The sequence below is a fragment of the Pseudomonas brassicacearum genome, from assembly GCF_003732225.1.
GTDB lineage: Bacteria > Pseudomonadota > Gammaproteobacteria > Pseudomonadales > Pseudomonadaceae > Aquipseudomonas > Aquipseudomonas brassicacearum_E.
On record NZ_MOBJ01000014.1, the window covers coordinates 308596 to 334083 of the forward strand.

Genomic DNA, 25488 nt, shown 5'->3' on the forward strand with positions numbered 1-25488 from the left:
GTATTGGCTCGGGGCATTGGGCAAGTGCATTGATGGCACTGTCACGAGGCAGGCCCGCTAGCTTGCTTCGGATAATCGCTTTTGCAGATAAGCAATGATTGCCTGCTTATCTCCAGGCTTTGTGGGCTTGGGCAATTGTTTTGGCCAGCGTCCCTGACTCAGGGGCAAGAGCTTGCTCCTTTGGCTTTCGTCCCAGAGCCGAATTTCTCGAGACGCGCTTTCCCACCATTCATGTCGGCAGACCGTGTAATACGGGTGATCGGGCGCGGCACTTCCGTACAGAAGATCGCGACCGACCTTCCTCAAGCTTCCGCGCTTATTGCGCAATTGCCATTTGATTCGCAGGCGTTTCAACGCAGAGGGGAACGGTTTGCTGCGAGGAACCTCACGGCAAAGTACCAGTAATTGCGGGCGGTACTGTTCGCCATGCTGGGCAAAGAAGTGCTTCAGCATGGCATGAAAGTACCCTTTCTCGGCAAAGTAGTGATAGATGAACTTCCGCGCTTCTTGCACCGGTTTGTCGCGCATGGCGAATGACAGGGCAATTTGCTCGATCGTATGGATATCGAAGGACCCTTGGGTCCATTCATCGATCAGCGTGATGGCCTTTTCAAGCAGCGGTGTATCGCTGTCGGTGACGCCACACAGACCACTGTTGTACAGCTTGAAGCTGTTGTCGGCGCTAATGCCATGAGCCTGCAGGCAAGTGCCGAGCTTCACATAAGACGGGCGTTTGCAGACGTAGCTCCAGTCGTAATCGAAACGATCCATCAGATACTGCTGAGGTTGAATACGTTTGAGGATCCGATTGGGGTTTTCGAGAAACAGGGTATCGGTGTCAACGAACAGGGTTCTTTCGGCCAGCTTCAACCCGGCAGCAATGGCACAGGCCTTGCGGCGATGGTGGTAACCGTTCTCGCCTTGCCATAAGGATAAGGTCTGTTCATCCAGGGCCAGGGTTTCAACGGGCCAGCCGGCATAGTCTTCAGGCCTGTCGGTAAAGATCCTGATGCACAGGGACTCGCCTTTCTTGAGCTGCGACAACGCAGTCAGAATACTGAACTTGGCTTCTCTGCGGTAATTATCCTGGTTGCCATACACCAGGTACAGCAGTTGCTGCGGCGCTTTTGCGAGGGCGGCTGAGCCGGGGACTCTATGCGTCATCGGGTTCCATGTCCTTACGATTTTCGATGGCAGCCGCGACGGGCTGCTGACTAATGTTCAAAACGGTGCCGGGCACTCGAAGCGCAGGCGTTCGCCACTTTGCGGGTGGGTGAAGCTGAGCATGCTGGCGTGCAGGCACAAGCGTGGCCAGGCGGCCAGGGCTTGCGGGTGAGCGTAAAGCCCGTCGCCCAACAGCGGATGACCGATGGACAACATGTGCACGCGCAACTGGTGCGAGCGACCGGTGATCGGTGTCAGTTCGACCCGGCACCAGTCGCCGCAACGTTCCAGTACGCGCCAGAAGGTCAGCGCATGTTTGCCGAATTCATGGTCCACCACGTGGCGGGGTTTGGTCGGCGGGTCGTAGCGCAGCGGTAAGTCGATGCTGCCGCTGTCCAGTACCGGTTGGCCCCAGCACAGTGCGGTGTAGGCTTTTTCGGTTTCGCGGTCGTGAAACTGCCGAGACAGTTCGCGATGGGTATCCGGGTCGCGAGCCAGCAGGATGATCCCGGAGGTTTCCCAGTCCAGTCGATGGACGATGCGCGCCTCCGGGTAGCCGTTTTCTTGCAGCCGGGTGATCAGGCAGTCCTTGTTGTCATCGGCGCGACCGGGCACGGAGAGCAGCAGGGTGGGCTTGTCCACCACCAGTACGGCGGCGTCCTGGTGGATGATGCGGATATTCGACAGCGGCATTAAACAGCCTCGTAACAAACGCCAACGGCGGCTCAGAACCCTCAATGTCCAATGTAGGAGCTGCCGCAGGCTGCGATCTTTTGATCTTGAGTTTTAGATCAAGAGAAGATCAAAAGATCGCAGCCTGCGGCAGCTCCTACAGGGAGATTGGAGAGCCTGAGCCGCCGTGGCTCCAGCCGGATCGACTCAGCGATCTGGCAGGGTGATATTGAGTTCCAGAATCGAGCAACTGCCCTGGTTTTCCAGTGCTACGTGCACGTCATCGGACCCGATATTGACGTACTTGCGGATCACCTCGACCAGTTCCTTCTGCAAGGCTGGCAGGTAATCAGGGGTACTGCGCTGGCCGCGTTCATGCGCCACGATGATCTGTAGACGCTCTTTCGCTACCGACGCGGTGCTTACTTTTTTGTTGGCACGAAAGAAGTCAAAAAGATTCATTATCTACCTCCAAACAGGCGCTCGAAGAATCCCTTCTTCTCAACGTCAAGGAACCGGTGCTGCACGGTTTTGCCCAGCAGACGATCGACGGCATCGCTGTACGCCTGACCGGCGTCGCTCTGGTCGTCGAGAATCACTGGTACGCCTTGGTTGGAAGCTTTGAGTACGGCTTGCGATTCCGGAATCACGCCCAGCAGGGTGACCGCCAGAATCTCTTTGACGTCTTCGACGCCGAGCATTTCGCCGTTGCTTACGCGCTCTGGGTTGTAGCGGGTCAGCAGCAGGTGTTCCTTGATCGGGTCTTCGCCGTTTTCGGCGCGACGCGACTTGCTCGCCAGCAGGCCCAGCATGCGGTCCGAGTCACGTACCGAGGAGACTTCCGGGTTGGTCACGACGATCGCTTCGTCAGCGAAATACATGGCCAGGTGAGCGCCTTTCTCGATGCCCGCCGGAGAATCGCAGACCACGAACTCGAAGTCTTCTTTAAGTGCCATGAGCACTTTTTCCACGCCTTCTACGGTCAGTGCGTCTTTATCGCGCGTCTGACTGGCAGCCAGCACGTAGAGGTTTTCCAGGCGCTTGTCTTTGATCAGGGCTTGCTGCAGGTTGGCTTCGCCGTTGACCACGTTGACGAAGTCATACACCACGCGACGCTCGCAACCCATGATCAGGTCGAGGTTACGCAGGCCGACGTCGAAGTCGACGATGACTGTTTTGTGGCCGCGCAAAGCGAGGCCGGTACCGATAGCGGCGCTGGTGGTGGTCTTACCCACACCACCCTTGCCGGATGTAACCACGAGAATCTTGGCCAAGGTGTTTCACCCCTAAGGAAAAAGGACTTTTAGCCCCTGAAAAACATCTCTTGAAAACTACTGCAGTCGGACAGCCTTGGCTGGAATCCGGCTTTGGGCGGGGTTTACCTCGGGTAAACACTGCCTTGTGCCTTTTTCCTACTTCAGTTTGAGCCGTTTTCGCTACGTTTTAGAGATGCTTGGAAAATGCGGCAGTATCCGTTAAAGCCGAATGATGTTCAACACGTCGCCCGACAGGCTGACTTGTACGCCAGAACCCCACAGTGGGTCGCGGCGCAAATCTTCGGAAACCTTGTAATGACCGGCGATGGAGAGTAGTTCAGCGCTCAATTGCTGACAGAAAATCCGTGCCTTGGTGTCACCTTTTACGCCGGCCAACGCACGACCGCGCATCGGCCCGTATACATGGATGTTGCCATCGGCGAGAAGTTCCGCCCCCGGACTGACCGAGGAAACTACTACCAAATCGCCACCTTGGGCGTAAATCTGCTGGCCACCGCGAATGGGCGAAGTGATTATCCGGGTCGGTTTGATGGTCGGTTCAGGCGGTTTTTCCGGTTTTTTCCTGACTTCGCCTTCGTGTGGGTCGATTGCCCGCTCACGCGCGCCAGAAGGCGGCAGCACCGGCAGATCGACGGCAATAGCGGCGGCGATGTCTTCGATGCGGCTGGCGCGGATGGCCAGCGTGCGCAAGCCATGGTGGCGGCAAACGCGCATCAGTGCAGGCAGGTCGACGGCGCCTTCAGTAGCCGGAAGTTTGTCCAGGGCCAGCACCAGCGGTGCATTGCTGAAAAAATTAGGTGCCAGGGCGACCTTCGCAGCCAGTTGTCGGTCGAGGTTGTCGAGGTCGTTGCGGGCCAGTTCCAGCACCGTAATGGCGAGCATGCTGCCCTTCAACTGGAACACGGGATCTTGGTCTAGCGGTTCGGTTTGGCTCATGGTCGGCATAAAACGGCTTGTCACTAAAAGTGCCGAGACTTATAACGAGAACGCCCGCGAGCCGCAAGCCGGGTCGAACCGATGTAGAATGCGCGGCCTTGTTGTCTGTCCGGAATCGTTAATGGATCGCCCGCAATTCAGAGCTGCATTTTTTCTTCCACGGTTTTGGCCGCTATGGTGCGGTCTAGGGCTGCTGTGGCTGGTCGTTCAGTTGCCGTATCCGGTGCTGCTGCGCATTGGTCGTGCGCTGGGTGCCGGCATGTATCGGGTCGCCACCGACCGTCGGCGCATTGCCAAGCGCAACCTGGAATTGTGTTTTCCGGAAAAAACGCCTGCCGAGCGCAAGCGTCTGCTCAAGGAAAACTTCGCCTCGACCGGTATTGCCTTCTTCGAGATGGCCATGAGCTGGTGGTGGTCCCGGGCGCGTCTGGCGCGCCTGGCCCATGTCGAAGGGCTGGAGCACCTCAAACAGGCTCAGCGCGACGGCAAGGGCGTGATCCTGATGGCATTGCACTTCACCACGCTGGAAATCGGCGCGGCGTTGCTCGGCCAGCAGCACACCATCGACGGCATGTACCGCGAACACAAAAACCCGCTGTTCGATTACATACAGCGGCGCGGTCGTGAGCGGCATAACCTCGATTCGCTGGCGGTGGAGCGCGACGACGTACGCGGCATGCTCAAGTTGCTGCGTGCAGGCCGGGCGATCTGGTACGCACCGGATCAGGACTACGGCGCCAAGCAAAGTATCTTCGTGCCGTTGTTCGGCATTCTGGCCGCGACCGTGCCCGCTACCAGCAAGTTTGCCAAGTTGGGCAAGGCGCTGGTGGTGCCGTTCACCCAGCAACGCCTGGCCGATGGCAGTGGCTACCGTCTGGTGATCCATGCGCCGCTGAGCGATTTTCCGGGTGAAAGCGACGAGGTTGACTGTCTGCGGATCAACCAGTGGGTCGAAGAATGCGTGCGCGATTGCCCTGAGCAGTACCTCTGGACCCATCGCCGCTTCAAGAGCCGTCCGCCCGGCGAGCCGAAATTGTATCCCAAGCGTGGTTGAATCCATTTCGTCAGACTAGATTGAAGGCCCAAGCACCATGGAGCGTTGCGATGAGTTCAGCTGAGCCGGTTACAGGTTTGATTCTTTCCGGCGGCGGGGCTCGGGCGGCGTATCAGGTCGGGGTACTGGCGGCGATTGCCGAGCTGCTGCCGGCAGGTTCTGCCAATCCGTTTCCGGTGATCGTCGGTACCTCGGCCGGGGCGATCAACGCGGTGAGCCTGGCCAGCGGAGCGATGGACTTTACCGCCGCCATCCAGCGGTTGACCGCGTTCTGGCAGGGCTTTCGCAGCGACCTGGTGTTACGCAGCGATTGGCCGGGAGTCATTAGCCAGGCCACTCGGTTTGTCAGCCACAGCCTGTTGGGGATTGGCGCAAAAGTGCCGGTGGCGCTGCTGAACAGCTCACCGTTGCGCGATCTGTTGAGCGACAAGCTGCACCTGTCCGGAATCAATGAAGCCATTGCGCAAAAACAACTGCACGCCGTGGCCGTCACCGCATTCGGTTATGAGTCCGGGCAAGCCGTGACCTTCTATCAGGGCGGCCGCAGCATCGATGCCTGGTTGCGCCATCGACGTATTGGCGTGCCGACTCAATTGACGGTCGACCATTTGCTCGCCAGTTCGGCGATACCGCTGTTGTTTGCGCCGGTGAAGATCGACAACGAGTACTTCGGTGATGGTGCAGTGCGACAGTCAGCGCCGATCAGCCCGGCCCTGCACCTGGGGGCGAGCCGGGTGCTGGTGGTGGGCGTCAGCGGCAACCCGCGCGGTGTCGATCCCGAGAACCCTTTGCAGCGCACCTACACCGGTCAGCAGCCGTCGCTCGCCCAGATCGGCGGGCACATGCTCAACAGTACGTTTATTGACAGCCTGGAGAGCGACATCGAGCTGTTGCAACGCTTGAACCAGTTCAGTCACTTGTTGCCGGCCAGTACCATGGCCCGCAGCCTGGGCGTGGCGCCAGTGGACGTGTTGGTGATTGCGCCGAGTCAGCCGATCGACGAAATCGCCGCGCGGCATCGGCAAGAGCTGCCGGCAGCGTTGAGACTGTTCCTGCGCGGGCCGGGTGCGACCAAGACCAGCGGTGCCGGGGTGTTGAGTTATTTGCTGTTCGAGGCGGGGTACTGCAGCGAGTTGATCGAGCTTGGCCGTCGCGATGCGTTGGCCAAGCGCGAAGAGTTGTGCAGGTTTCTGGGGTTGGAGGAGCCTGCAGTCCTGGCTTGAGGACTGCAGTGCGGCCATCGCGAGCAAGCTCGCTCCCACATTTAATCTATGTCGTGCCGATTATTTGCGGCGTTACACAAATCGAGTGTGGGAGCGAGCCTGCTCGCGATGGCGTACGTTCAGGCGATAAATAACTACGCCGTCAACCGATCATCGCGAAAATCACGCAATGCCTGTTCGATCTCCTCCCGGGTGTTCATCACGAACGGCCCGTACTGCACGATCGGCTCACCCAGCGGTTTACCAGCGATCAACAACACCCTGGCCCCGGACTCGCTGCTCAGTTGCAGCTCACCTTCATCCGACAGACGGACCAGTTTGCTGACGCCGACGCTCTGGGTCTGCCCCGGCAACTCCACGCTGCCGTCATACACGTAGAGCAGTGCCCGATGTCCGTCCGGCAGTATCGGCGTGATGCTAGTACCGGCCGGAAGATGGAAATCAAAGTAATGCGGTTCGGTATCCGGCCGTTGCACGGCGCCAACCTGTTTAACCGCACCGTCATCGAATAAACCGGCAATCACCACCACCTCGACGCCTTGTGCGGTTTTCAGTCGTGGAATGTCTGCCGGCTGAATGTCCCGATAACTGGCCGGATCGAGTTTGTGCTTGCCCGGCAGGTTCAGCCACAGCTGGAAGCCGCGCATGACGCCTTCTTCCTGCTCTGGCATCTCGCTGTGGATGATGCCCTTGGCGGCGGTCATCCATTGCACGCCACCGCCTTCCAGCAAACCGACGTTACCCAGATGGTCTTCATGGCGCATGCGGCCTTCGAGCATGTAGGTCACGGTCTCGAAGCCACGGTGCGGGTGGGGCGGGAAGCCGGCGATGTAGTCGTCGGGATTTTCCGAACCGAACTCGTCGAGCATCAGGAACGGGTCGAAGCGTTCGACACCTGCGCCACCAAATACCCGGGTCAGCTTGACTCCGGCGCCATCGGACGCGGGTTGGCCGGTATGCAGGCTCAGCACTTTGCGAAATTGAGTCATCGGTGCAACTCCTCGATCAGAGTGGAATGGCGCCATGCTATGCCAGACGGATTGATCAATGGTTGCGAATTTTGCGGGGGTTTTATCGGGATGTTCGATGTGTTGGCTGACGATCAAAGGATCGCAGCCTGCAGATCCTACGCCGAGATTGTGTACACCCGTAGGAGCTGCCGCAGGCTGCGATCTTTTGACTTTGGATCAGAAGTGGTACTTCACCAGCAAGCTCGTGGCGCTTTGATTGGTGGTGAACTCCCGCGTGTCTTCGATGGCGTACTTGTTCTTCCAGTAATCGTACTCGACACCGACGTACAACTGCTTCTCGCCCCAATGCAAGGCTTTGCCCAAGTCGTACTTGATCTGTGGGTTGAAGTGCAGGTTGGCGTGGTAGGTGCCTTGGCTGTTCTTGTCGTTGTCGACCACCCAGTCCATGTAGCCGTCGATCAGCACGCTGGAGCTGCCCACCGGGATGGTGTAGGACCAGACCGGAGTGATCTGCCAGATGTTGTTACCCGGTCGTTTGTCGTCGGTGTGGCGATTGTAGAAGTTCAGCTGGAAGTAGTCGAAACCGGGAATGGCCAGGTCGAAGCCCGGACCGATCAGGTAGGAGTTGACATCGCCTTCACCAGTCTCGTAGGTCATGGCCAGCAGGACGTCCTTGATCGGGCCGAATTCGAGTTTCTGGTCGAAGATCTTGCCGAACGACAGACGCGGGCTGAATTCACCGTAGTAAGTGTTATTGCCGACGAAGGCGTCAGGTTTGCCGTTGTAGAACGTCTTGTCGATGAACAGGAAGTTGTCCCCATATTTCCAGGCATCGGCGTGCTCGAAGGTCACGGTTTGCTGGATGCTCGGGTTGACTTTAAAGTCTTTGCCGTAGAGGTAGGTCAGGCTGTTGTTCTGCCATTGCAGCAGATCGCCGGCCATTGCCTGGCCCCCCGCCAGCAAGGATCCAGCGAGCATCAGGCTAGTGCACGTACGTTTCATTCGGTTGCTCCCAAAGTAAGTGGTTCCACGTTTTTTTTGAGTCGGCGCTCTGGTGTGGCGCCTTTTTTCGTTGCTGTAAAAATCATCCAACCGGTCAGTTTCCGAGCTCCAGCAAGCAGAACCAAGGCTTTTAAAAAGCAAAAAAACGCCCATTCGGCTGCTGGAAAACAGTCGATCAAGCGTCCATTCGGTTTTTATTGGGGTGTGCCTTGTGACCGTCCAGAGCCGGGATAAGTTGGCTGTCTGGTCAGGAATTAAATCCGGGCTTTTTTTTAGACCCGATTCAGGCGGCCGCGGAGAATACTGGCTCCCGCGCCATGGCTCAAGCGCCCCGCAAGGGGGCACCGTTATTAAGTCTGTCATCGTATTGCTCCTCGATTGTTCTTATTGTTAAGGCGCAGACAGCCGCTGACAGCGACCGGTCGTATCGCCGGTCGGCCTGTCATGCGGGTACTTCGTGTCACCGGTGAAACCGGATAACGATGAAAGGGCGGGCGGACCGTCCGCTTATCCGTCAGTGCTGATGAGCGTGGCAGTCATTGTTGGCGGCCCGTTCTGCGCCGCCGAGAATGTTGAACAGCAGGTTCAACGAGAGCGCGCTTAGGGTCGCCATGGCAATGCCGCTGTGGGTGATAGGGCTCATCCACAACGGCAAGTGGGCGAAAAATTCCGGACGAACCACCGGAATCAGGCCCATGCCGATACTCACCGCTACCAGCAACTGGTTGCGCCGGTCGGCGATGTCGGCTTCCTGGAGAATCTTGATCCCGGTGGCCGCGACCATCCCGAACATGGCAATCGCCGCGCCGCCGAGTACCGCCGGCGGAATCGAGGCCACCAAAAAGGCCGCTTTGGGCAGCAGGCTCAACACCACCAGTAAACCGCCGGCAACGATGGTCACTGAACGGCAGCGCACGCCGGTCATCTGCACCAGACCGATGTTCTGGGCAAACGAGGAATGGGTGAACGTGTTGAAGAACCCGGCGAAGAACGATGCGCCGGCATCACACAACAAACCGCGACGGAGCATCCGTGGGCAGACTTCCTGGCCGGTGATCTTGCCCAGCGCCAGGAACATTCCGGTGGACTCGACGAAGATAATCACCACCACCAGGCACATTGAAAGGATCGGCGCGAGATGGAATTGCGGCATGCCGAAGTGCAATGGGGTGACGATTTGCACCCACGGCGCCTGCGCCATGCCGCTGAGGTCGACCATGCCGATCAGGCCACAGAGGATGTAACCCAGGCCCATGCCGATCAGCACCGAAATATTGACCCAGAAACCGCGCATGAAGCGGTGGATCAGCAGGATGGTGCCGAGCACCAGCGCGGCGATGGTCAGGTAAACAGGTGATCCGAATTGTGCCGCGCCGTTGCCACCGCCGGCCCAGTTCACGGCCACGGGGAACAGCGACAAGCCGATCGAGGTGATGACAGTGCCGGTCACCAGCGGTGGGAAGAAGCGCACCACCTTGGACATGAACGGCGCGATGAGCATGCCGAAGAACCCGGCGGCGATGGTCGCGCCGAAAATCCCTTGCAGGCCGATGCCGGGCATTCCAGCCATGGCCACCATGCTGCCGACCGCCGCGAAACTGGCACCCATCATCACCGGCATGCGAATGCCCATGGGACCGATGCCCAGTGATTGCACGACGGTTGCAATGCCGGCGACCAGCAGGTCGGCGTTGATCAGGAAGGCGATTTCTTCACGACTCAGGCCGGCGGCCTGTCCGATGATCAGCGGTACCGCGATGGCCCCGCCGTACATCAGCAGAACGTGTTGCAGACCGACCAGAATCAGTTGCAACAGCGGCAGTCGTTGAATCGCGGGTGCGTCGGGGATGCGTGCTTCGGATGACACGGACATGCAACACCTCGGATCTTTTTTATTCTTGTGATTTTTTACATCAGGCAACCGCTTCGCGGTTGATCGCGAGCAAGCTCGCTCCCACACAGGCAACACAAATCCTGTGGGAGCGAGCTTGCTCCGGGCGGCGTTCCGACGATGCTTTCAACTACTTAATTGGTCCGGGCTCCCTGGTTGATCCAGGCGCCGATCAGGTCGCGTTCCTGCTGGGTCATCTGCGTGATGTTGCCCAGCGGCATGATCTGGCTGGCGACGGCCTGGGCCTGAATCCGCGGGGCCAATTGCTGGATCTGTTGCGGGGTATCGAACATCACGCCGGCGGGTGCTGCGCTGAACAGGGGGCTGGTCGGTTTGGCCGAATGGCAGACCGCGCAACGTTCCTGAATCACGCTGTGCACCTTGCTGAAGTCCGGACCACTGGCTGTCGAGGCTTGCGCCGGTGCAGCAGGGGCGGCTGGTGCAGCAGGCGCTGCTTCAGCGGGTTTGGCGCCACCACCGAGAGCGGTTTCTGGCAACGGTTGGTACTCGATCTTCGCCGGAGCCTTGGCCACTTCCGGGGTGTTCATCGGCGCAGGGCCGGTGACATACGCCAGGCAGATCATGCCCACTGCCGCGACGGGCAGGGTCCAGGCGAACTTGTGGCTTTCGTGACGGGTGTTGAAGTAGTGACGCACCAACACCGCCAGCACCGCGATTCCGGCCAGGATCAACCAGTTGTACTGGCTGCCGTAGGTGCTCGGGAAGTGGTTGCTGATCATGATGAACAGCACCGGCAGGGTGAAGTAGTTGTTGTGACGTGAACGCAGCAAGCCTTTGGCTGGCAGTGCCGGATCTGGCGTGCGGTTCTCGGCGATGGCCGCTACCAGTGCCCGTTGGGCCGGCATGATGATGCGGAACACGTTACCGACCATAATGGTGCCGATGATGGCGCCCACGTGCAGGTAAGCGCCACGACCGCTGAACACCTTGCTGAAGCCGTAGGCGGCGCCGATGATCAGCACGAACAGGATTGCGCCGAGCAGGGCAGGGCGTTTGCCCAGGGCCGAGTCGCACAGGAATGAGTAGATGAACCAGCCGATGAACAGCGAGCCGAGGCCGATGGCCACGCCTTCAGGTCCGCTCAGGGTGCTGCCAGGTGCCAGCAGGTACAGCGTCGGGTTGGAATAGAACACCACGCACAGCAGCGCGATCCCCGACATCCAGGTGAAGTAGGCTTCCCATTTGAACCAGTGCAGGTTGTCCGGCATGGTCGGTGGGGCCAGTTTGTATTTCTCCAGGTGGTAGATCCCGCCACCGTGAATCGCCCAGAGATCGCCCGCCAGACCATTTTTCGGGTTGACCCGATTGAGGTTGTTTTCCAGCCAGACAAAGTAGAACGACGCGCCGATCCAGGCCACGCCAGTGATCATATGAACCCAGCGCACGCTCAGGTTCAGCCATTCCAACAGATGTGCTTCCACAGTCTTTACCTCTCGCCTGTCACTCTGTTGTCGAGTGATCAGACCTTCTCTTATTGGTGGGGGGCGAGGATCAAACGCTCATCCTCTTTGAAAAAATGCTCATCGCAGTTATTGCCTGTGCCACTGCGATCAACCACCAGGAAGTCATCCCGCTTTTCGATCGTCAGCACCGGGTGGTGCCAAACGCCGCGATGGTAATTAATGCCCTGCCTGCCGTTGGTGACGAAGGCGCGGACCAAGCCTGATACAGGTTCATCGCCAAGTGGCGCGACCACGATCAGAAAGGGGTTGCCGAGCAGCGGAATGAAAGCCTGGCTGCCCAGCGGATGGCGCTCCAGCATGCTGACGGTCAGCGGCATGTCCTGCGCGTCGGCGCGGAAGATGCTGATGATCGCCTTGTCTTCTGGCGTGGCGGTTTCCACCGTCGCCAGTTTGTGAAAGCGCATGGTCGAACCGTTGTTGATCATGAAGTGATCGCTGCCGTCGGTTTCGATCACGTCACCGAAAGGGGCGAAGGCTTCTTTGGTCAGCGGTTCAATCGTCAATGTGCGCATGCTGGTCTTCTTACCTTGAATTCGTTGTTGTCTGTTCTATTGCTATCGCGAGCAAGCTCGCTCCCACAGGTTTTGTGAACGCCACAATTCAATGTGGGAGCGAGCTTGCTCGCGATTGGCCGCGCCGCTTATTTAGCGACCTTGCCCAGTACACGCAAGCGGCTCACGCCACCGTCCGGGAACACGTTCAGACGGATGTGGGTGATCGGGCCCAGGGCTTTGATCTGCTCGGCGAAGGTGTGTTCGGCGTGCATTTCCAGTTTCTGCGCCGGCAGCAATTCGCGCCAGAACAGCGATTGGGTTTCGATCTGGCTATCGGTGCCGCCCTTGACGAACGCGCCCTGGATCGAGCAGGTGTCCGGGTAGTTGCCCTTGAAGTGCAGGGTGTCGACGATGACTTTCTCGACCTCGCCTGCATGCCCCAGCGCGACGATCACCCAGTCATTGCCCGGGGTGCGACGACGTGCGGTTTCCCAGCCGTCGCCCATGTTGATGCCACGGCCCGGGTTGAGGATGTTGCTCATGCGACCGAAGTGTTCGTCGGAGCAGGCCAGGGCGCGACCGCCGTTCAGGGCTGCGGCCAGGTCAATTTGCTCGTTGTCGCCAACCGCCGACCAGTCGCGGTACGGAATACCGTACACGCGCAGACGGGCGACACCGCCGTCCGGGTAGATGTTGAAACGCAGGTGACTGAAGGCCTGGTCGTTGTTGATTTCGTGGAAGTGGTGGCTGTTGCCTTGCAGCTCGATGGCCGACAGCACTTCAACCCACTGGGTGTTTTCAGTTGGCTCGCCGGAGGCCAGGAAGCAGGCTTCCAGGGAGGCGGACGGCGGGAAGTTGCCGGTGAAGAATGAGGTGTCGATGTCCACGCCCTTGATCGAGCCCGGCACGCCGAGGCGGATCACCGCGCTGTCGTAACCTTCGAAGCGCTTGCGACGCGACTCCCAGCCATCCATCCACTTGCCGTTGTCATCGAACACGCCTTCTTTCCAGACCGCCGGAGTCGGCTGGAACAGGCGGTTGGCATCAGCGAACCAGTCATCGGTGACCGAGATGATTTTGGTGCCCAGGCGGGCGTCGGCCAGGTTGACGAACTTCTCGAAAGGTACGGCGTAAGCTTTCATTCTTCTAGTCTGCCTTTAATAAAGTGGCTTGGGATGCTTGCAGGGCCCAGGGCGTTTTTTACGTTCATTTACGCTCGAGCCAGGTTCGCTAAAGAGTCAGTAATCGGAACAACGCGATCTTGTTGATCTCCGCCAGCGCGCATTTGAATTCGGTGTCTACCGAGTTGTGAATGCGCGTTTCGAACGCTGCGAGGATCTGATGCCGGTCGCTGCCTTTTACCGCCATGATGAAGGGAAACTTGAACTTGGCTTTGTAGGCGTCGTTCAGCTCGGTGAAGCGCTGAAACTCTTCGCTCGAGCATTGGTGAATACCGGCGCCAGCCTGCTCATTCGTGCTGGCTTCGGTCAGTTGGCCCTGGACGGCGGCTTTGCCTGCCAGGTCCGGGTGAGCGTTGATCAGGGCCAGTTGGCTGGCGTGATCGGCACTCAACAGGATGTTGCTCATGCGCTGGTGCAGGGTTTCGATCTCATTGATCGCTGCGTCCTGGCCCAGGTCAAAAGCCTTTTCGGCGACCCATGGCGAATGTTCGTAAATGTCGGCAAAGGCTTTGACGAAGGCGTCGCGGCTCAAGATCGATGGCGTCAAGGTCTGGAAGGTAGTCATTTCGACGCCCCTTGGTATGGGTGGGTTTCATGCCAGTGGCGGGCGATGTCGACCCGGCGGCTGAACCAGACCTGCTCATGGCTCTTGGCGTATTCGATAAAGCGCTTCAATGCGGCCAGACGGGCAGGGCGGCCGATCAGGCGGCAGTGCAAACCGATGGAAAGCATTTTTGGCGATTCGGCACCTTCGGCGTAGAGCACGTCGAACGCGTCCTTGAGGTACTGGTAGAAATCGTCGCCCTTGTTGAACCCCTGAACCTGGGTGAAACGCATGTCGTTGGTGTCCAGAGTGTACGGGATCACCAGGTGCGGTTTGCCGGTAGGGTTGTTCGGTTCCCAGTACGGCAGGTCGTCGTCGTAGGTGTCGCAGTCGTACAGGAAACCGCCTTCTTCCATCACCAGCCGACGAGTGTTCGGTCCGGTGCGGCCGGTGTACCAGCCCAGTGGGCGCTCGCCGCTGATTTCGGTGAGGATACGGATGGCTTCGAGCATGTGCTCGCGCTCTTGCGCTTCGTCCATGTGCTGGTAGTCGATCCAGCGATAACCGTGGCTGCAGATCTCGTGGCCGGCTTCAACCATGGCGCGGATCACGTCTGGATGGCGCTGGGCGGCCATGGCCACGGCGAAGATGGTCAGCGGAATGTCGAATTCCTTGAACAGCTTGAGGATCCGCCAGACGCCGGCACGGCTGCCATACTCGTACAACGATTCCATGCTCATGTTGCGCTCGCCTTGCAGCGGCTGCGCCGAGACCATTTCCGAGAGGAAGGCTTCCGACTCTTTATCGCCGTGCAGGATGTTGCGCTCGCCGCCTTCCTCGTAATTGAGCACGAAGGACAAGGCGATGCGGGCATTGCCCGGCCAGTGTGGGTGGGGAGGGTTACTGCCGTAACCGATCAGGTCGCGTGGGTAGTCAGCGCTCACTGCAGTCTTCCTTCTTATTCGGGTTACTTATTCGCGATAAGGGTGGTGTGGCGGCCTGAAGGTGAGGTGACAGGCTGGCGTCACAGCGATGGACTGATTGTATACAACTTTATATTCACTTTGTAAGCCTGATTTTTTGCATTTTTCATCAACTGTCATCTTTCGAGGGTACTGCAAGAAACCTGCCTGAGTGGTCAGCTAATGGATGGAAGGTCCACTGATCTTATGGTTCGGCGTACGATTCGCCGAGAATCGCTGAATGGTGGAGGCAGTGGTAAAAATGTCGTTTTTATTGTGTACAATTTTTTTGAAAAGTGTCTTAATCAGTCGCTCGCCGCCGCTTTTCGTGCTCCGAAAAGGTGCGGTCTCCTTTTTAACTGACTCCAGGAGGCGCGAGGCCTGACTGCTGCAAACGCAGGCAGGCGCGCAGAATCAATGGGACGTTTGACTACACACGTTTTGGACGCAGCACACGGTTGCCCGGGAAGCTCGATCAAGGTCGAGTTGTACCGCGTTGAGGGTTCGCAACTGGAATTGGTCGCCAGTGCACTGACCAACAACGACGGCCGTTGCGACGCGCCCTTGTTGCAAGGCGATGACTACCGTTCCGGGGTTTATCAGCTGCAGTTTCATGCCGGCGATTACTACCGTGCGCGCGGTGTACAGCTGCCGGAGCCGGCCTTTCTGGATGTGGTGGTGCTGCGGTTTGGTATCTCGGCAGAGCAGGATCACTACCATGTGCCGTTGTTGATTTCGCCTTACAGCTATTCGACCTACAGAGGAAGCTAGGACTCCCCCAAGCTATCTTTCTCAGAAGCGACTGCGCATATAGCTTCTTTGGTCTTTCGCCCGCTCACACTGCGGGCTTTTTTTCGTCTTGAGAAATGTGGTGCCTGTGCCGACGCCATCGCGAGCAAGCTCGCTCCCACAGGTTTTATGAACACCACAATCCAATGTGGGAGCGAGCTTGCTCGCGATGCTTTTGCTCTTTACCGGCTCAACAGGGAGGCAGCCCCTGCGCCACCGAACAACCCGGCGCTGATTCGGTTGAACCAGCTCTGGCCCTTGCCGCTGCGCAGGTAACGCGCGGCACCATGCGCGCCGAGGCCGTAAGCCAGCTTGCAGCACAGGTCGAGCAGGGTCCAGGTGGCGATCATGATCAGCAGCTGCGGCAGAAAGGGTTGCTGTGCGCTCAAAAACTGCGGCAGGAAGGCGGCGAAGAACAGAATGTCTTTCGGGTTACTGGCACCCAGAACGAACGCGCGCCCGAACAGAGCACGAAAGCGTGGTACCGGCGCGGCCTGGGGCACTTCGGCGCCTACCGATGGCTGACGCGATTGCTGCCAGCTTTGCCAGGCGAGATAGAACAGATACAGCGCGCCGACAATCTTCAGCGCGCTGAAGAGTTGCTCCGAAGCCAGCAGCAGCGCACCCAGACCCAGTGCCGAAGCGCTCAACAGGCAGATCGAGGCAGTCACTCCGCCGAGAAACGCCGGGTACGAACGGCGCAAGCCGTAGTTCAGGCTGTTGCTGATCATCAACAACGACAAGGGGCCCGGGATCAGGATTACCACCAGGGCAGCGCCGCTGAACAGCAGCCAGGTTTCCAGACTCATCACTTTCCTCCTAATGTGCAAAAGCCCCACCCGACGGGGTGAGGCTGGCTGACGCTTGAATCGCTTACAAGAAAATGAACTTGGCGATAAAGATCGCGCACAGCACCCAAAGACTGATGGAAATTTCCTTGTGTTTACCCGTACCGGCCTTGAGCACCACGTAGGTGATAAAGCCCAGCGCAATGCCGTCGGCAACCGAGAAGGTCAGCGGCATCATGATGGCCGTGACGATCGCCGGAATGCTGTCAGTGGCTTCACTCCACTTGATGTGCTCCAGGCCGCTCATCATCAGCATGGCCACATAAATCAGCGCACCCGCAGTGGCGTAAGCGGGGATCATGCCAGCCAGCGGGGCGAAGAACATCGCGGCAATAAATAGCACACCTACGGTCACAGCGGTAAGACCGGTACGACCGCCGGCGGCCACGCCGGCAGCACTTTCCACATAACTGGTGACGGGCGGTACACCGACCATCGCACCGAATACGCTCGAAGCACTGTCGGCTTTCAGCGCGCGGGAGAGGTTTTCGATCTTCCCGTCTTCGCCGACCAGACCCGCCCGTTGTGCCACGCCCATCAGGGTGCCGGCGGTGTCGAACATGTGTACGAAGAGGAACGCCAGCACCACGCTGATCATGCTGATGTTGAACACGCCGGCGATGTCCATGGCCATCCAGGTCGGCGCCAGGCTCGGCGGTGTCGACATGATGCCGCTGTAGTGCACCAGGCCCAGACCCCAACCGGCGAGGGTCACGGTGATGATGCTGATCAGGATCGCGCCGAACACGCGGTGGTAACTAAGCACCGCAATCATCAGGAAGCAGACGGCGGCCAACAGCGGACCAGGGTCACGCAGATTGCCCAGTTTGATCAGCGTGGCCGGGCTTGCGACGATGATGCCGGCGGTTTTCAGACCGATGATCCCCAGGAACAAGCCAACGCCTGCACCCATGGCGAAGCGCAAACTCACTGGAATGCTGTTGAGTAGCCATTCCCGAACGCGTGACAGGGTCAGGAACATGAACAGCACACCGGAAATGAACACCGCACCCAGCGCTGCTTCCCAGTGGTAGCCCATGGTGCCGACCACGGTGTAGGTAAAGAAGGCGTTCAGGCCCATGCCTGGCGCGAGGCCAACCGGCCAGTTGGCGTACAGTCCCATCAACAGGCAACCGAGTGCCGCGGCGATACAGGTCGCAACGAAGGCTGCGCCGTGATCGATCCCGGCGTCCGCCATGATGTTGGGGTTGACGAAGATGATGTAGGCCATGGTGATGAAGGTTGTAATACCTGCAATCAGCTCGGTCCTCACCGTGGTGCCATGCAAGCTGAGTTTAAAAATGCGCTCCAGCCAGCCATTGCGTAATGGCGGCGAGAGTTCCAGCGTCGAGGCTTCGGATTTGCGGCTTTCCACAGCGAGTACTCCTCAAGAGTTTTATTGTTATTTCCAGAGCCGGACACATGAGGTGGGCAGCGGCTCTTTGAGGTACTTGCGAATTTGTTGACCGGTTGGTCAGGAACTCGCACGAAGCGAATTATGCTTTTGTATACAAATAAAGCAAATAATGTTTTTGGTTTTGTGGACGAAAGGATCGGCAATTGGGATATATCGCCGTTTTAGACGCATTCGGCGGATCGCCGCCCGGACATCTGCTCACGCCGTAGCGACTCCTCGAACTGTGTGCCGGCGTCGTGTGTCAGGCTCGGGCAGCGAAGGTGGTGTGAGGGAAGGGTAAAAACCAATAAACCGGCGAATGGGCCGGTTTATTTTTGTCTGGGTTTTGTGGTGGCTGTGCGGGCCTCTTCGCGAGCAAGCTCGCTCCCACATGGAACTGCGTCTATCTTGCGAATGTGGTCAACTGTGGGAGCGAGCTTGCTCGCGATGGCTTCAGTCAGAACACCACAAAACCATCAGGCTGCAGCGAAGCGCTTGTCCAGATAATCGATGATCACCTTGGACTCATACATCCAGGTGGTCTGGCCATTCTCTTCGATGCGCAGGCACGGCACTTTGATTTTGCCGCCTTGCTCCAGCAGGGCTTGGCGATCCTGTTCGCTGTTCTTCGCATCACGCAGGGCCACGGGCACATTCAGGCGGCGCAGGGTGCGGCGGGTTTTCACGCAGAACGGGCAGGCGTGGAACTGATACAGCGTCAGGCCTTTCGCTGCGTTTTCGACCTGGGCCTGAGCGGCGGCGGGGCGCTTCTTTTTGCTCGGGCGGGTGAGGAAATCGATGAAGATGATCAGCTGGCCGAGGCCGACACGAAGCGCTTTTACTAACACGGTATAAGCCTCACGGGCGAATGAAGAAAGGCGCGCAGCTTACCTGATTTTTCGCAGGCGAAAAAAAACCGGCGATGAATGCCGGTTTTCTTCGTACCGCGGATTACTTGATCAAGCTGAGAAACTCGCTGCGGGTTGCCGCGTTTTCGCGGAACTCACCGAGCATCACCGAGGTGATCATCGACGAGTTCTGTTTCTCTACACCGCGCATCATCATGCACATGTGCTGGGCTTCGATCACCACCGCCACGCCCAGGGCGCCAGTCACTTGCTGGACCGCCTCGGCGATCTGCCGACTGAGGTTTTCCTGGATCTGCAGGCGGCGGGCGTACATGTCGACGATCCGCGCGACTTTCGACAGGCCCAGCACCTTGCCACTCGGGATATAGGCAACGTGGGCCTTGCCGATGAATGGCAGCAAGTGGTGTTCGCACAACGAGTAGAGCTCGATGTTCTTGACCAGCACCATTTCGCTGTTGTCGGAGCTGAACAAGGCACCGTTGGTGACTTCTTCGAGCGTCTGCTCATAACCGCGGCAAAGGTACTGCATGGCTTTGGCGGCACGCTTCGGCGTGTCGAGCAGACCTTCGCGGGTGGCGTCTTCGCCAAGCTGGCCGAGGATCGCCGTGTAATTCTGTTCCAGGGACATGAAACTACCTGTGGGATTTTACGCAAAGGACAAGGGTACGGTGGCGGACACGGCGCTGCAAGCGTAGCGCATCAGCTTTACTCGTCGCGACCTTCCATCATGGTCCGTTTGAGCATCACGTAAACCGCTCCGGCGCCGCCATGTTTTGGCTGGCACGAGGTGAAGCCGAGCACCTGTGGATGCTGACGCAGCCAGGTGTTGACGTGACTCTTGATCATCGGCCGCTTGCCGTCCAGGCGCACAGCCTTGCCATGAGTCACGCGTACGCAGCGGATTTCGAATTTTGTCGCTTCGGCGAGAAAAGCCCACAGCGTCTCGCGGGCTTTTTCGACGTTCATGCCGTGCAGGTCGAGGCTGCCTTCGAACGGGATCTGCCCGATCTTCAGCTTGCGCATCTGGCTTTCCTGCACACCGTCACGCGCCCACATCAACTCGTCTTCCGGACCGACATCGATCACGAACTGATCGGACAGACCATCAACGGTGGTGGCATCGGTGCGCACGGTGGCGGCCTGACGCAGCTTGGCGATGTGCGCGCGGTCAGCTTTGGGTTTGCCGGTTTCAGCGCGATCGTGCTTGATCGGCTTGACGCCTTGGATCGCGCTTTTGAACAGGGAAAAATCGTCGTCTTGCATGTCAGCCTCCGCGAAGGGCGGCCAGTTTACCCAAGTCGAGGTGAATCAGGCGCGTCAAAACGCAACGCGCGCCACTCAGTCATGTTTTTTCATCAAATGTGGAGCCAGGTTCAGCTCGCGGGGTTGGCGCATCCGGCGGCGGCAGCGACGCCATAGTGAAACACCGACATACAGCAGCAACAGGCCAATCGCCAGAACCACTGCCGCGCCAGCCGGGCTGGCGTTCAGCTCGCCGAGAGCCGGCGGGTGGCCCAGCAGGCTGGCGGCACCAGCCATTGCCAGCAGCACGCCGAGGGCCGCCAGCAGCGCGGAAAATGCCGCGCCAAAGCGATAACGCCAGTTGCGCGGGCCTTTGGGCCGCAAGCGGCGAGCGTCAAAACCATCGGATATCTTCATTCCGACCTTCCTCAATGGGTATCGGCCCTTCGACCGGGAGTTGACCGGGTGGTTCCTGAGGCTAAGGCAATTGCAGGGAATGAGAGGTTTTTGCGGATGAGCGGCTGCATCGGCCGCTCATCAAACGCTCGATCAGATCAGTTCCTGGGTCTGGGCGAGGGTGGCGAAGTTGTCGGCCATGATCGCCATTTCAGTCTGCTGGACATGTTCGGCGCTAAGGATTCCACCTTTGTAAGGCAGGTCCCGCGTGGCGCAGGCGTCTTCGACCAGGGTGCAGCGAAAGCCCAGATTCTTGGCCGCGCGCACGGTGGTGCTGACGCTGGAGTGACTCATGAAACCGCAGACGATCAGGTCCAGCGAGCCGAGGTCTTGCAAGCGTTTTTCCAGCGGGGTGCCGTGGAAAGCGCTGGGCAGCAATTTGCCAATGATGGTTTCGTCAGCCAGTGGCTCAAGGCCCGGAATGAATTCACCGCGTTCGCCTTGTGGGTCGAACAGGCCACCGACGGTGCCGAGGTGGCGTACATGGACGATCGGCCGACCCGCCTTGCGGGCAGCTGCGAGCAATTGCTTGATGTTGTCGATGGCGGCGTCCATGCCGGAAAGGGCCAGGGGGCCGCTCAAGTATTCTTTCTGGGCATCGATGATCACCAGCGTCGCATGGGCCAGATTGGCCGGCGCGTAACCACGACCGCTGAGTTGAAACATCGTTTTTGGAACGGACATTCTGGGGCTCCTTCGAGTGGGGCTTTTGCGACATTGTCCTCTGGCTGAGCGCTTCTGTGAATCGCTACCATCGTAGGCACCGTCGTTGCTGGCCTGCAGCCTGTCAAGAGCTGAGCAGATGTTCAATCAAAAGCTGAAAATCAGGATCATTCCTACGTTCGTCCCGTGATTTTTCTTGCGTCGTCGGGGCGGGTTTAGGCTGTTAGAATCGCCAGTCGATTTTTCAGGAGTTTGCCCCGTGATCACTTCCCGCCTGCGCACCTTGCGCGACCACATTCGTTGGGCTGTCAGCCGTTTTCATGGGGAGGATCTGTTTTTCGGCCATGGGACCGACAACGCCTGGGACGAAGCCCGCCAACTGGTGTTGGGGGCGTTGCACCTGCCGTGGGAAATCGCTGATAGCTACCTGGACTGCCGCCTTGAAGACGACGAACTGGTGAACTTGCAGCGCTTGCTCAAGCGTCGAATCGAGGAGCGCATCCCGACGGCTTACCTGTTGGGCGAAGCCTGGTTTTGTGGCCTGTCGTTCATCGTTGACGAGCGTGTATTGATCCCGCGCTCACCGATTGGCGAACTGATCGAAAAACGTTTCGCGCCGTGGCTCGGCACCGAGCCTGCACGGATTCTCGACCTGTGCACCGGTTCCGGTTGCATCGGTATTGCCTGCGCCTACGAGTTCCAGAACGCTGAGGTAGTGTTGGCTGATCTGTCCTTTGAAGCGCTGGAAGTGGCCAATCAGAACATCGAGCGCCATGGCGTCGATGAGCGGGTGTTCACCGTTCAGGGCGATGGCTTCGACGGTTTGCCGGGGCAGCGTTTCGACTTGATCGTGTCCAACCCGCCTTACGTGGACGCCGAAGATTTTGCCGACATGCCGGACGAGTACCAGCATGAACCGGAACTGGGCCTGGCCTGTGGAGAGGATGGTTTGAACCTGGTTCGGCGGATGCTCGCGCAAGCTGCGGATCACTTGACCGAGAAGGGCTTGCTGATCATTGAAGTCGGCAACAGCCAGGTGCACGTCGAGGCGTTGTACCCGGAAGTCGATTTCGCCTGGCTGGAGTTCGAGCGCGGCGGTCACGGCGTGTTCATGCTGAGCGCCGAGCAATGCCTTCAGCATCAGGCGTTGTTCGCTTCGCGCGTTTGATTCGATGCAAAAAAAGATCGCAGCCTGCGGCAGCTCCTACGCGGAATACGCAATCGCGTAGGAGCTGGCGAAGCCTGCGATCTTTTTGCTCAGCGGTGCGTGGCGATCCAGATCAGCAGCCCCGCCTGGAACACCGCAAACGCCACCAGACAACTGATGGTGAAGCGTAGCCCCGTATCCTCACGTTTGTATTTGCTGACTTTCTCTTCCTGCTTTTGCAGTTTGACTTCCTGCTCTGCCAGATTCTGCTCGGCTTGCTGCAGCATCTGCGCGGCTTCGAGGATTTCCACGAACTGCAGCTTTTCGCTGTTCCAGTCGCCCAGCAGATCGCCGACCTTTACTTCTTTGACGCTGCCCTTCAAATGCTGGGCGTCGGCGTAGACCACATCAAAACCATGTACCCGCAGGAAGTGATCGCGGCGCAGGCGGGTGTCTTCGTTGAGGGCGTCCTTGTTGTTCAGGTCCGCGCCGTCGACGGTGTAGCTCGACCACTTTTTCTTCGCCCACGTAATGCCTTGAGCGGCCAGAAAACGGCCAATACCACGGTTCATCGGTTCAATCTGCAGACCGCTGTCGGGTCCGAAGTGCACGCGACGGGTCTCATGGTCGACCCAGACATCCAGGTGGTTCTGTTCTTTGCGCACCCGTTGGCCGGGCAGCGAAATGCTCATGCGTAGCAGGCTGCGTTCTTTGTTGTTGCGCTCGGCATAGCCGAACTCGACAAAACGCAATGGCCGTCCACCGGTCGCTCGATCGGTTTTCAGCGGCGCCAGGCGAAGCATCTTGTGGTGCTCGGCAGTGACGTCCGCCCACGGCAGCTCGACCGCTTCTGTGGCGGTGGTTTCTGGCGCGGTGTCGGGTGAATTCTGGGTATCAGTCATAACGGCGAGATCCTGTCCAAGCCCTGCTTGGCGGCAGCCAATGGGCTGCCGACACAGGCTTATCGGCCGTTTTTTCCAGGACTGGAGGGTAAAACCGGCTTAACTGGGGCTAAGTCCGTCAATAAAGCTCAGTATCCTGGAACCGAGTTCAGCAGCGAGGGGCAGTTGCGGGTCTTTGTAGGAGGCCATTTGACGCTTGATGTCGTTGGGCACGATGCGCATCACGTGGTTCATGCCTTCGATCAGCGCCAACTGGGCATCCGGTTTCGCAGCTTTGAGCATCCGCGCATCACCGACACCGACCTGCATGTCGTTGCTGCCCTGGATGATCAGCGCCGGCATTTTCAGTTTGGCGAAGGCCGCTGCCGGGTCCTGGCGAAACAGGCTAATCAGATACGGCTGCACGCTGGGACGGAAGATCACCTGCAACGGTGTCGGGACGTTTTCGTCGACATGCCCGGCCTTGAGACTGTCCAGAAGCTCATTGCTGCGCAGCAGCAGATCGGGTGGCATTCGATTGCTCAATTGTTGACGCAAGACCTGATCCACCGGGCGCGCGGTGCCAGACAGGGAAATCACCGCGGCAGCATCGACTTGCGGGGCGGCGAGCGTAGCCACCAGCGCACCTTCGCTATGGCCGAGCAAAATCAATGGCCCCATACGCGGGTCGGATTTGAGCTTCTGGCCCCAGGCCACCGCATCGGCAACGTAGGCCTCAAGGGTCAGGTTGCGTTCATCCGGAGTCGCCGCGAGGCTGGCCGCCACGCCGCGTTTGTCGTAACGCACGCTGGCGATGTTGTGTTTGGCCAGTACCCACGCCAGGCGCTTGAGGCTGTCGTTGTTGCCGCCGTCCGGGTTATTGCCGTTGCGATCCGTAGGACCCGAGCCAGAAATGATCAGCACAACCGGCACCGGGCTGTCGGACTTTGGCAGCAACATCGAGCCGAAAAGCTCGCCGCTGCCGGTATCCAGACTGACCGGACGTTGCAGAACAGAGGCCTGGACCATATTCGAAAGCAGGCCGGTAAATAGGGTAAGGCTCAAGGCAATAACTCGCAGCATCATCACGCCATCATTCACAAGGTGTCGGTTGGACTAGCAGGCACCGATAAGGTTCGAGGATGAACTAGTTGGATAGCCTGCGTATACTCGCCGCATTACATTTTCAGGTTGAGTCACTCAGCGATTTCACGGAGCGCCCTGCATGTCCGGCAATACCTACGGCAAGCTGTTCACTGTCACCACCGCGGGCGAAAGCCATGGTCCGGCGTTGGTCGCCATTGTCGACGGCTGCCCGCCGGGCCTTGAGCTGTCTCTGGAAGACTTGCAGCGTGATCTGGACCGCCGCAAGCCCGGTACCAGCCGCCACACCACCCAGCGTCAGGAAGCCGACGAAGTCGAAATCCTCTCGGGCGTGTTCGAAGGCCGCACCACCGGTTGCGCGATTGGTCTGCTGATCCGCAATACCGACCAGAAGTCCAAGGACTACTCGGCGATCAAGGACCTGTTCCGCCCGGCCCACGCCGATTACACCTATCACCACAAATACGGTGAGCGCGATTACCGCGGCGGTGGTCGCAGCTCGGCGCGCGAGACCGCCATGCGCGTGGCGGCCGGGGCTATTGCGAAAAAGTACCTGGCCACTCAGGGCATCGTCATTCGCGGTTACATGAGCCAGCTTGGCCCTATCGAAATCCCGTTCAAGACTTGGGACTCGGTAGAGCAAAACGCCTTCTTCAGCCCGGATCCGGACAAAGTGCCAGAGCTTGAGGCCTACATGGATCAGCTGCGTCGCGATCAGGATTCGGTCGGCGCGAAGATCACCGTGGTCGCCGAAGGCGTGAAACCGGGTCTCGGCGAGCCGATCTTCGACCGCCTTGATGCGGAACTGGCCCATGCGCTGATGAGCATCAACGCGGTGAAAGGCGTGGAAATCGGCGCCGGTTTCGCCAGCGTCGCCCAACGCGGTACCGAGCACCGTGACGAAATGACCCCCGAAGGTTTCCTCAGCAACAACGCTGGCGGCATTCTGGGCGGCATCTCCTCGGGTCAGCCGATCATTGCGCACCTCGCTCTCAAGCCGACATCGAGCATCACCACGCCGGGCCGTTCGATCGATATCCATGGCAACCCGGTGGATGTCGTCACCAAGGGCCGTCACGACCCTTGCGTCGGCATCCGCGCCACGCCGATTGCCGAGGCGATGATGGCCATCGTGTTGATGGATCATCTGCTGCGCAATCGTGGGCAAAATGCCGACGTGCGTGTCAGCACCCCGGTGCTGGGCCAGCTGTGAAGTCATGCCCTGACGTCGCTGCGGT

Annotated in this window: 28 protein-coding genes; 5 read left to right on the forward strand and 23 right to left on the reverse strand. The window is 59.0% G+C overall.

The window, feature by feature from the left end; translation table 11 throughout:
• Window positions 1-57: 57 nt before the first annotated feature.
• The 5 genes from BK659_RS21210 to minC all read right to left on the reverse strand — a co-directional run bounded on the left by BK659_RS21210 (window position 58) and on the right by minC (window position 4049).
• A complete protein-coding gene (locus tag BK659_RS21210) occupies window positions 58-1164 on the reverse strand; it encodes a hypothetical protein (protein ID WP_123426896.1) in 1107 nt (368 codons plus the stop codon).
• 57 nt (window positions 1165-1221) lie between these two features.
• Window positions 1222-1857, reverse strand: coding sequence for an RluA family pseudouridine synthase (locus tag BK659_RS21215; protein WP_123426897.1), 636 nt, complete (start codon window positions 1855-1857; stop codon window positions 1222-1224).
• A gap of 186 nt (window positions 1858-2043) precedes the next feature.
• Window positions 2044-2298, reverse strand: a complete 255-nt coding sequence (gene minE / locus BK659_RS21220; RefSeq protein WP_019693048.1) for a cell division topological specificity factor MinE — start codon at window positions 2296-2298, stop codon at window positions 2044-2046.
• Window positions 2298-3110, reverse strand: coding sequence for a septum site-determining protein MinD (gene minD, locus BK659_RS21225; protein WP_054593514.1), 813 nt, complete (start codon window positions 3108-3110; stop codon window positions 2298-2300). Before minD ends, minE begins: the two co-directional genes overlap by 1 nt.
• Window positions 3111-3311: 201 nt before the next feature.
• Complete coding sequence (gene minC / locus BK659_RS21230; RefSeq protein WP_123426980.1) at window positions 3312-4049, reverse strand: septum site-determining protein MinC; 738 nt, start codon at window positions 4047-4049, stop codon at window positions 3312-3314.
• Window positions 4050-4170: 121 nt separating this feature from the next.
• Here minC and BK659_RS21235 point away from each other — a divergent pair, with 121 nt between their 5' ends.
• The gene (locus BK659_RS21235) at window positions 4171-5103 is read left to right on the forward strand and encodes a lipid A biosynthesis lauroyl acyltransferase (protein WP_123426898.1); all 933 of its coding nucleotides are present in this window, start codon (window positions 4171-4173) and stop codon (window positions 5101-5103) included.
• A gap of 50 nt (window positions 5104-5153) precedes the next feature.
• On the forward strand, window positions 5154-6326 hold the full coding sequence (locus BK659_RS21240) for a patatin-like phospholipase family protein (protein ID WP_123426899.1): 1173 nt from the start codon (window positions 5154-5156) through the stop codon (window positions 6324-6326).
• Between the two features lie 134 nt (window positions 6327-6460).
• On the opposite strand, the gene BK659_RS21245 is transcribed toward BK659_RS21240, so the two are convergent.
• From BK659_RS21245 to puuE, 9 genes are all read right to left on the reverse strand, one after another.
• Entirely contained in the window at window positions 6461-7315 is an 855-nt protein-coding gene (locus BK659_RS21245; protein WP_123426900.1) for a pirin family protein, read from the reverse strand.
• 198 nt (window positions 7316-7513) lie between these two features.
• Window positions 7514-8299 carry an outer membrane protein OmpK gene (locus tag BK659_RS21250; protein WP_123426901.1) on the reverse strand — a complete coding sequence of 262 codons (786 nt, stop codon included), beginning with the start codon at window positions 8297-8299 and terminating at the stop codon, window positions 7514-7516.
• Window positions 8296-8478 (reverse strand): hypothetical protein, encoded by a 183-nt coding sequence (locus BK659_RS27665; protein ID WP_148050444.1) that lies wholly within the window; start codon window positions 8476-8478, stop codon window positions 8296-8298. The genes BK659_RS21250 and BK659_RS27665 overlap by 4 nt, the downstream gene beginning before the upstream one ends.
• A 335-nt stretch (window positions 8479-8813) precedes the next feature.
• A complete protein-coding gene (locus BK659_RS21255) occupies window positions 8814-10172 on the reverse strand; it encodes a nucleobase:cation symporter-2 family protein (RefSeq protein WP_123426902.1) in 1359 nt (452 codons plus the stop codon).
• Window positions 10173-10324: 152 nt separating this feature from the next.
• On the reverse strand, window positions 10325-11632 hold the full coding sequence (locus BK659_RS21260; protein WP_123426903.1) for a urate hydroxylase PuuD: 1308 nt from the start codon (window positions 11630-11632) through the stop codon (window positions 10325-10327).
• A gap of 50 nt (window positions 11633-11682) precedes the next feature.
• Complete coding sequence (locus BK659_RS21265; RefSeq protein WP_007988150.1) at window positions 11683-12186, reverse strand: ureidoglycolate lyase; 504 nt, start codon at window positions 12184-12186, stop codon at window positions 11683-11685.
• 128 nt (window positions 12187-12314) lie between these two features.
• Window positions 12315-13310 (reverse strand): allantoicase, encoded by a 996-nt coding sequence (gene alc / locus BK659_RS21270; RefSeq protein WP_123426904.1) that lies wholly within the window; start codon window positions 13308-13310, stop codon window positions 12315-12317.
• A gap of 88 nt (window positions 13311-13398) precedes the next feature.
• Complete coding sequence (gene uraD / locus BK659_RS21275) at window positions 13399-13914, reverse strand: 2-oxo-4-hydroxy-4-carboxy-5-ureidoimidazoline decarboxylase (RefSeq protein WP_123426905.1); 516 nt, start codon at window positions 13912-13914, stop codon at window positions 13399-13401.
• Entirely contained in the window at window positions 13911-14837 is a 927-nt protein-coding gene (gene puuE / locus BK659_RS21280; protein ID WP_123426906.1) for an allantoinase PuuE, read from the reverse strand. The genes uraD and puuE overlap by 4 nt, the downstream gene beginning before the upstream one ends.
• A 435-nt stretch (window positions 14838-15272) precedes the next feature.
• Here puuE and uraH point away from each other — a divergent pair, with 435 nt between their 5' ends.
• A complete protein-coding gene (gene uraH, locus BK659_RS21285) occupies window positions 15273-15626 on the forward strand; it encodes a hydroxyisourate hydrolase (RefSeq protein WP_123426907.1) in 354 nt (117 codons plus the stop codon).
• Between the two features lie 200 nt (window positions 15627-15826).
• Here uraH and BK659_RS21290 read toward each other — a convergent pair whose 3' ends face one another.
• The 7 genes from BK659_RS21290 to BK659_RS21325 form a co-directional block, all read right to left on the reverse strand.
• The gene (locus BK659_RS21290) at window positions 15827-16453 is read right to left on the reverse strand and encodes a LysE family translocator (RefSeq protein ID WP_123426908.1); all 627 of its coding nucleotides are present in this window, start codon (window positions 16451-16453) and stop codon (window positions 15827-15829) included.
• A 64-nt stretch (window positions 16454-16517) separates the two neighbouring features.
• A complete protein-coding gene (locus BK659_RS21295) occupies window positions 16518-17867 on the reverse strand; it encodes an NCS2 family permease (protein ID WP_123426909.1) in 1350 nt (449 codons plus the stop codon).
• 497 nt (window positions 17868-18364) lie between these two features.
• Complete coding sequence (locus BK659_RS21305) at window positions 18365-18736, reverse strand: glutathione S-transferase N-terminal domain-containing protein (protein ID WP_123426911.1); 372 nt, start codon at window positions 18734-18736, stop codon at window positions 18365-18367.
• Between the two features lie 103 nt (window positions 18737-18839).
• A complete protein-coding gene (folE, locus tag BK659_RS21310; RefSeq protein ID WP_019693029.1) occupies window positions 18840-19385 on the reverse strand; it encodes a GTP cyclohydrolase I FolE in 546 nt (181 codons plus the stop codon).
• Between the two features lie 77 nt (window positions 19386-19462).
• Window positions 19463-20020, reverse strand: a complete 558-nt coding sequence (locus BK659_RS21315) for a Smr/MutS family protein (protein WP_123426912.1) — start codon at window positions 20018-20020, stop codon at window positions 19463-19465.
• Window positions 20021-20095: 75 nt separating this feature from the next.
• Window positions 20096-20416 (reverse strand): hypothetical protein, encoded by a 321-nt coding sequence (locus BK659_RS21320; protein ID WP_123426913.1) that lies wholly within the window; start codon window positions 20414-20416, stop codon window positions 20096-20098.
• A 132-nt stretch (window positions 20417-20548) separates the two neighbouring features.
• Window positions 20549-21139: a cysteine hydrolase family protein gene (locus tag BK659_RS21325; protein ID WP_123426914.1), complete on the reverse strand. Its 591-nt coding sequence runs from the start codon at window positions 21137-21139 to the stop codon at window positions 20549-20551.
• A 238-nt stretch (window positions 21140-21377) separates the two neighbouring features.
• Here BK659_RS21325 and prmB point away from each other — a divergent pair, with 238 nt between their 5' ends.
• Window positions 21378-22286 carry a 50S ribosomal protein L3 N(5)-glutamine methyltransferase gene (gene prmB, locus BK659_RS21330; protein WP_123426915.1) on the forward strand — a complete coding sequence of 303 codons (909 nt, stop codon included), beginning with the start codon at window positions 21378-21380 and terminating at the stop codon, window positions 22284-22286.
• 89 nt (window positions 22287-22375) lie between these two features.
• Here the strand turns inward: prmB and BK659_RS21335 are convergent, their stop codons facing one another.
• Both BK659_RS21335 and BK659_RS21340 read right to left on the reverse strand, forming a co-directional pair.
• Window positions 22376-23167: a hypothetical protein gene (locus BK659_RS21335; protein ID WP_123426916.1), complete on the reverse strand. Its 792-nt coding sequence runs from the start codon at window positions 23165-23167 to the stop codon at window positions 22376-22378.
• 99 nt (window positions 23168-23266) lie between these two features.
• Entirely contained in the window at window positions 23267-24232 is a 966-nt protein-coding gene (locus tag BK659_RS21340) for an alpha/beta hydrolase (protein ID WP_123426917.1), read from the reverse strand.
• Between the two features lie 139 nt (window positions 24233-24371).
• Between BK659_RS21340 and aroC the strand changes: the two genes are divergently transcribed.
• Window positions 24372-25463, forward strand: a complete 1092-nt coding sequence (aroC, locus tag BK659_RS21345; RefSeq protein WP_123426918.1) for a chorismate synthase — start codon at window positions 24372-24374, stop codon at window positions 25461-25463.
• Window positions 25464-25488 lie beyond the last annotated feature (25 nt).

Excerpts from the sequence above, each read along its gene's own strand:
- minE (WP_019693048.1), bottom strand. The coding sequence starts at position 2,298 with ATGAATCTTTTTGACTTCTTTCGTGCCAACAAAAAAGTAAGCACCGCG.
- BK659_RS21265 (WP_007988150.1), bottom strand. The coding sequence starts at position 12,186 with ATGCGCACATTGACGATTGAACCGCTGACCAAAGAAGCCTTCGCCCCT.
- alc (WP_123426904.1), bottom strand. The coding sequence starts at position 13,310 with ATGAAAGCTTACGCCGTACCTTTCGAGAAGTTCGTCAACCTGGCCGAC.
- BK659_RS21335 (WP_123426916.1), bottom strand. The coding sequence starts at position 23,167 with ATGACTGATACCCAGAATTCACCCGACACCGCGCCAGAAACCACCGCC.
- BK659_RS21210 (WP_123426896.1), bottom strand. The coding sequence starts at position 1,164 with ATGACGCATAGAGTCCCCGGCTCAGCCGCCCTCGCAAAAGCGCCGCAG.
- BK659_RS21340 (WP_123426917.1), bottom strand. The coding sequence starts at position 24,232 with ATGATGCTGCGAGTTATTGCCTTGAGCCTTACCCTATTTACCGGCCTG.
- BK659_RS21250 (WP_123426901.1), bottom strand. The coding sequence starts at position 8,299 with ATGAAACGTACGTGCACTAGCCTGATGCTCGCTGGATCCTTGCTGGCG.
- BK659_RS21240 (WP_123426899.1), top strand. The coding sequence starts at position 5,154 with ATGAGTTCAGCTGAGCCGGTTACAGGTTTGATTCTTTCCGGCGGCGGG.
- aroC (WP_123426918.1), top strand. The coding sequence starts at position 24,372 with ATGTCCGGCAATACCTACGGCAAGCTGTTCACTGTCACCACCGCGGGC.
- uraD (WP_123426905.1), bottom strand. The coding sequence starts at position 13,914 with ATGACTACCTTCCAGACCTTGACGCCATCGATCTTGAGCCGCGACGCC.
- minC (WP_123426980.1), bottom strand. The coding sequence starts at position 4,049 with ATGAGCCAAACCGAACCGCTAGACCAAGATCCCGTGTTCCAGTTGAAG.
- BK659_RS21255 (WP_123426902.1), bottom strand. The coding sequence starts at position 10,172 with ATGTCCGTGTCATCCGAAGCACGCATCCCCGACGCACCCGCGATTCAA.
- BK659_RS21315 (WP_123426912.1), bottom strand. The coding sequence starts at position 20,020 with ATGCAAGACGACGATTTTTCCCTGTTCAAAAGCGCGATCCAAGGCGTC.
- folE (WP_019693029.1), bottom strand. The coding sequence starts at position 19,385 with ATGTCCCTGGAACAGAATTACACGGCGATCCTCGGCCAGCTTGGCGAA.
- BK659_RS21290 (WP_123426908.1), bottom strand. The coding sequence starts at position 16,453 with ATGAGTCTGGAAACCTGGCTGCTGTTCAGCGGCGCTGCCCTGGTGGTA.
- BK659_RS21235 (WP_123426898.1), top strand. The coding sequence starts at position 4,171 with ATGGATCGCCCGCAATTCAGAGCTGCATTTTTTCTTCCACGGTTTTGG.
- uraH (WP_123426907.1), top strand. The coding sequence starts at position 15,273 with ATGGGACGTTTGACTACACACGTTTTGGACGCAGCACACGGTTGCCCG.
- BK659_RS21245 (WP_123426900.1), bottom strand. The coding sequence starts at position 7,315 with ATGACTCAATTTCGCAAAGTGCTGAGCCTGCATACCGGCCAACCCGCG.
- BK659_RS21325 (WP_123426914.1), bottom strand. The coding sequence starts at position 21,139 with ATGTCCGTTCCAAAAACGATGTTTCAACTCAGCGGTCGTGGTTACGCG.
- BK659_RS21320 (WP_123426913.1), bottom strand. The coding sequence starts at position 20,416 with ATGAAGATATCCGATGGTTTTGACGCTCGCCGCTTGCGGCCCAAAGGC.
- BK659_RS21215 (WP_123426897.1), bottom strand. The coding sequence starts at position 1,857 with ATGCCGCTGTCGAATATCCGCATCATCCACCAGGACGCCGCCGTACTG.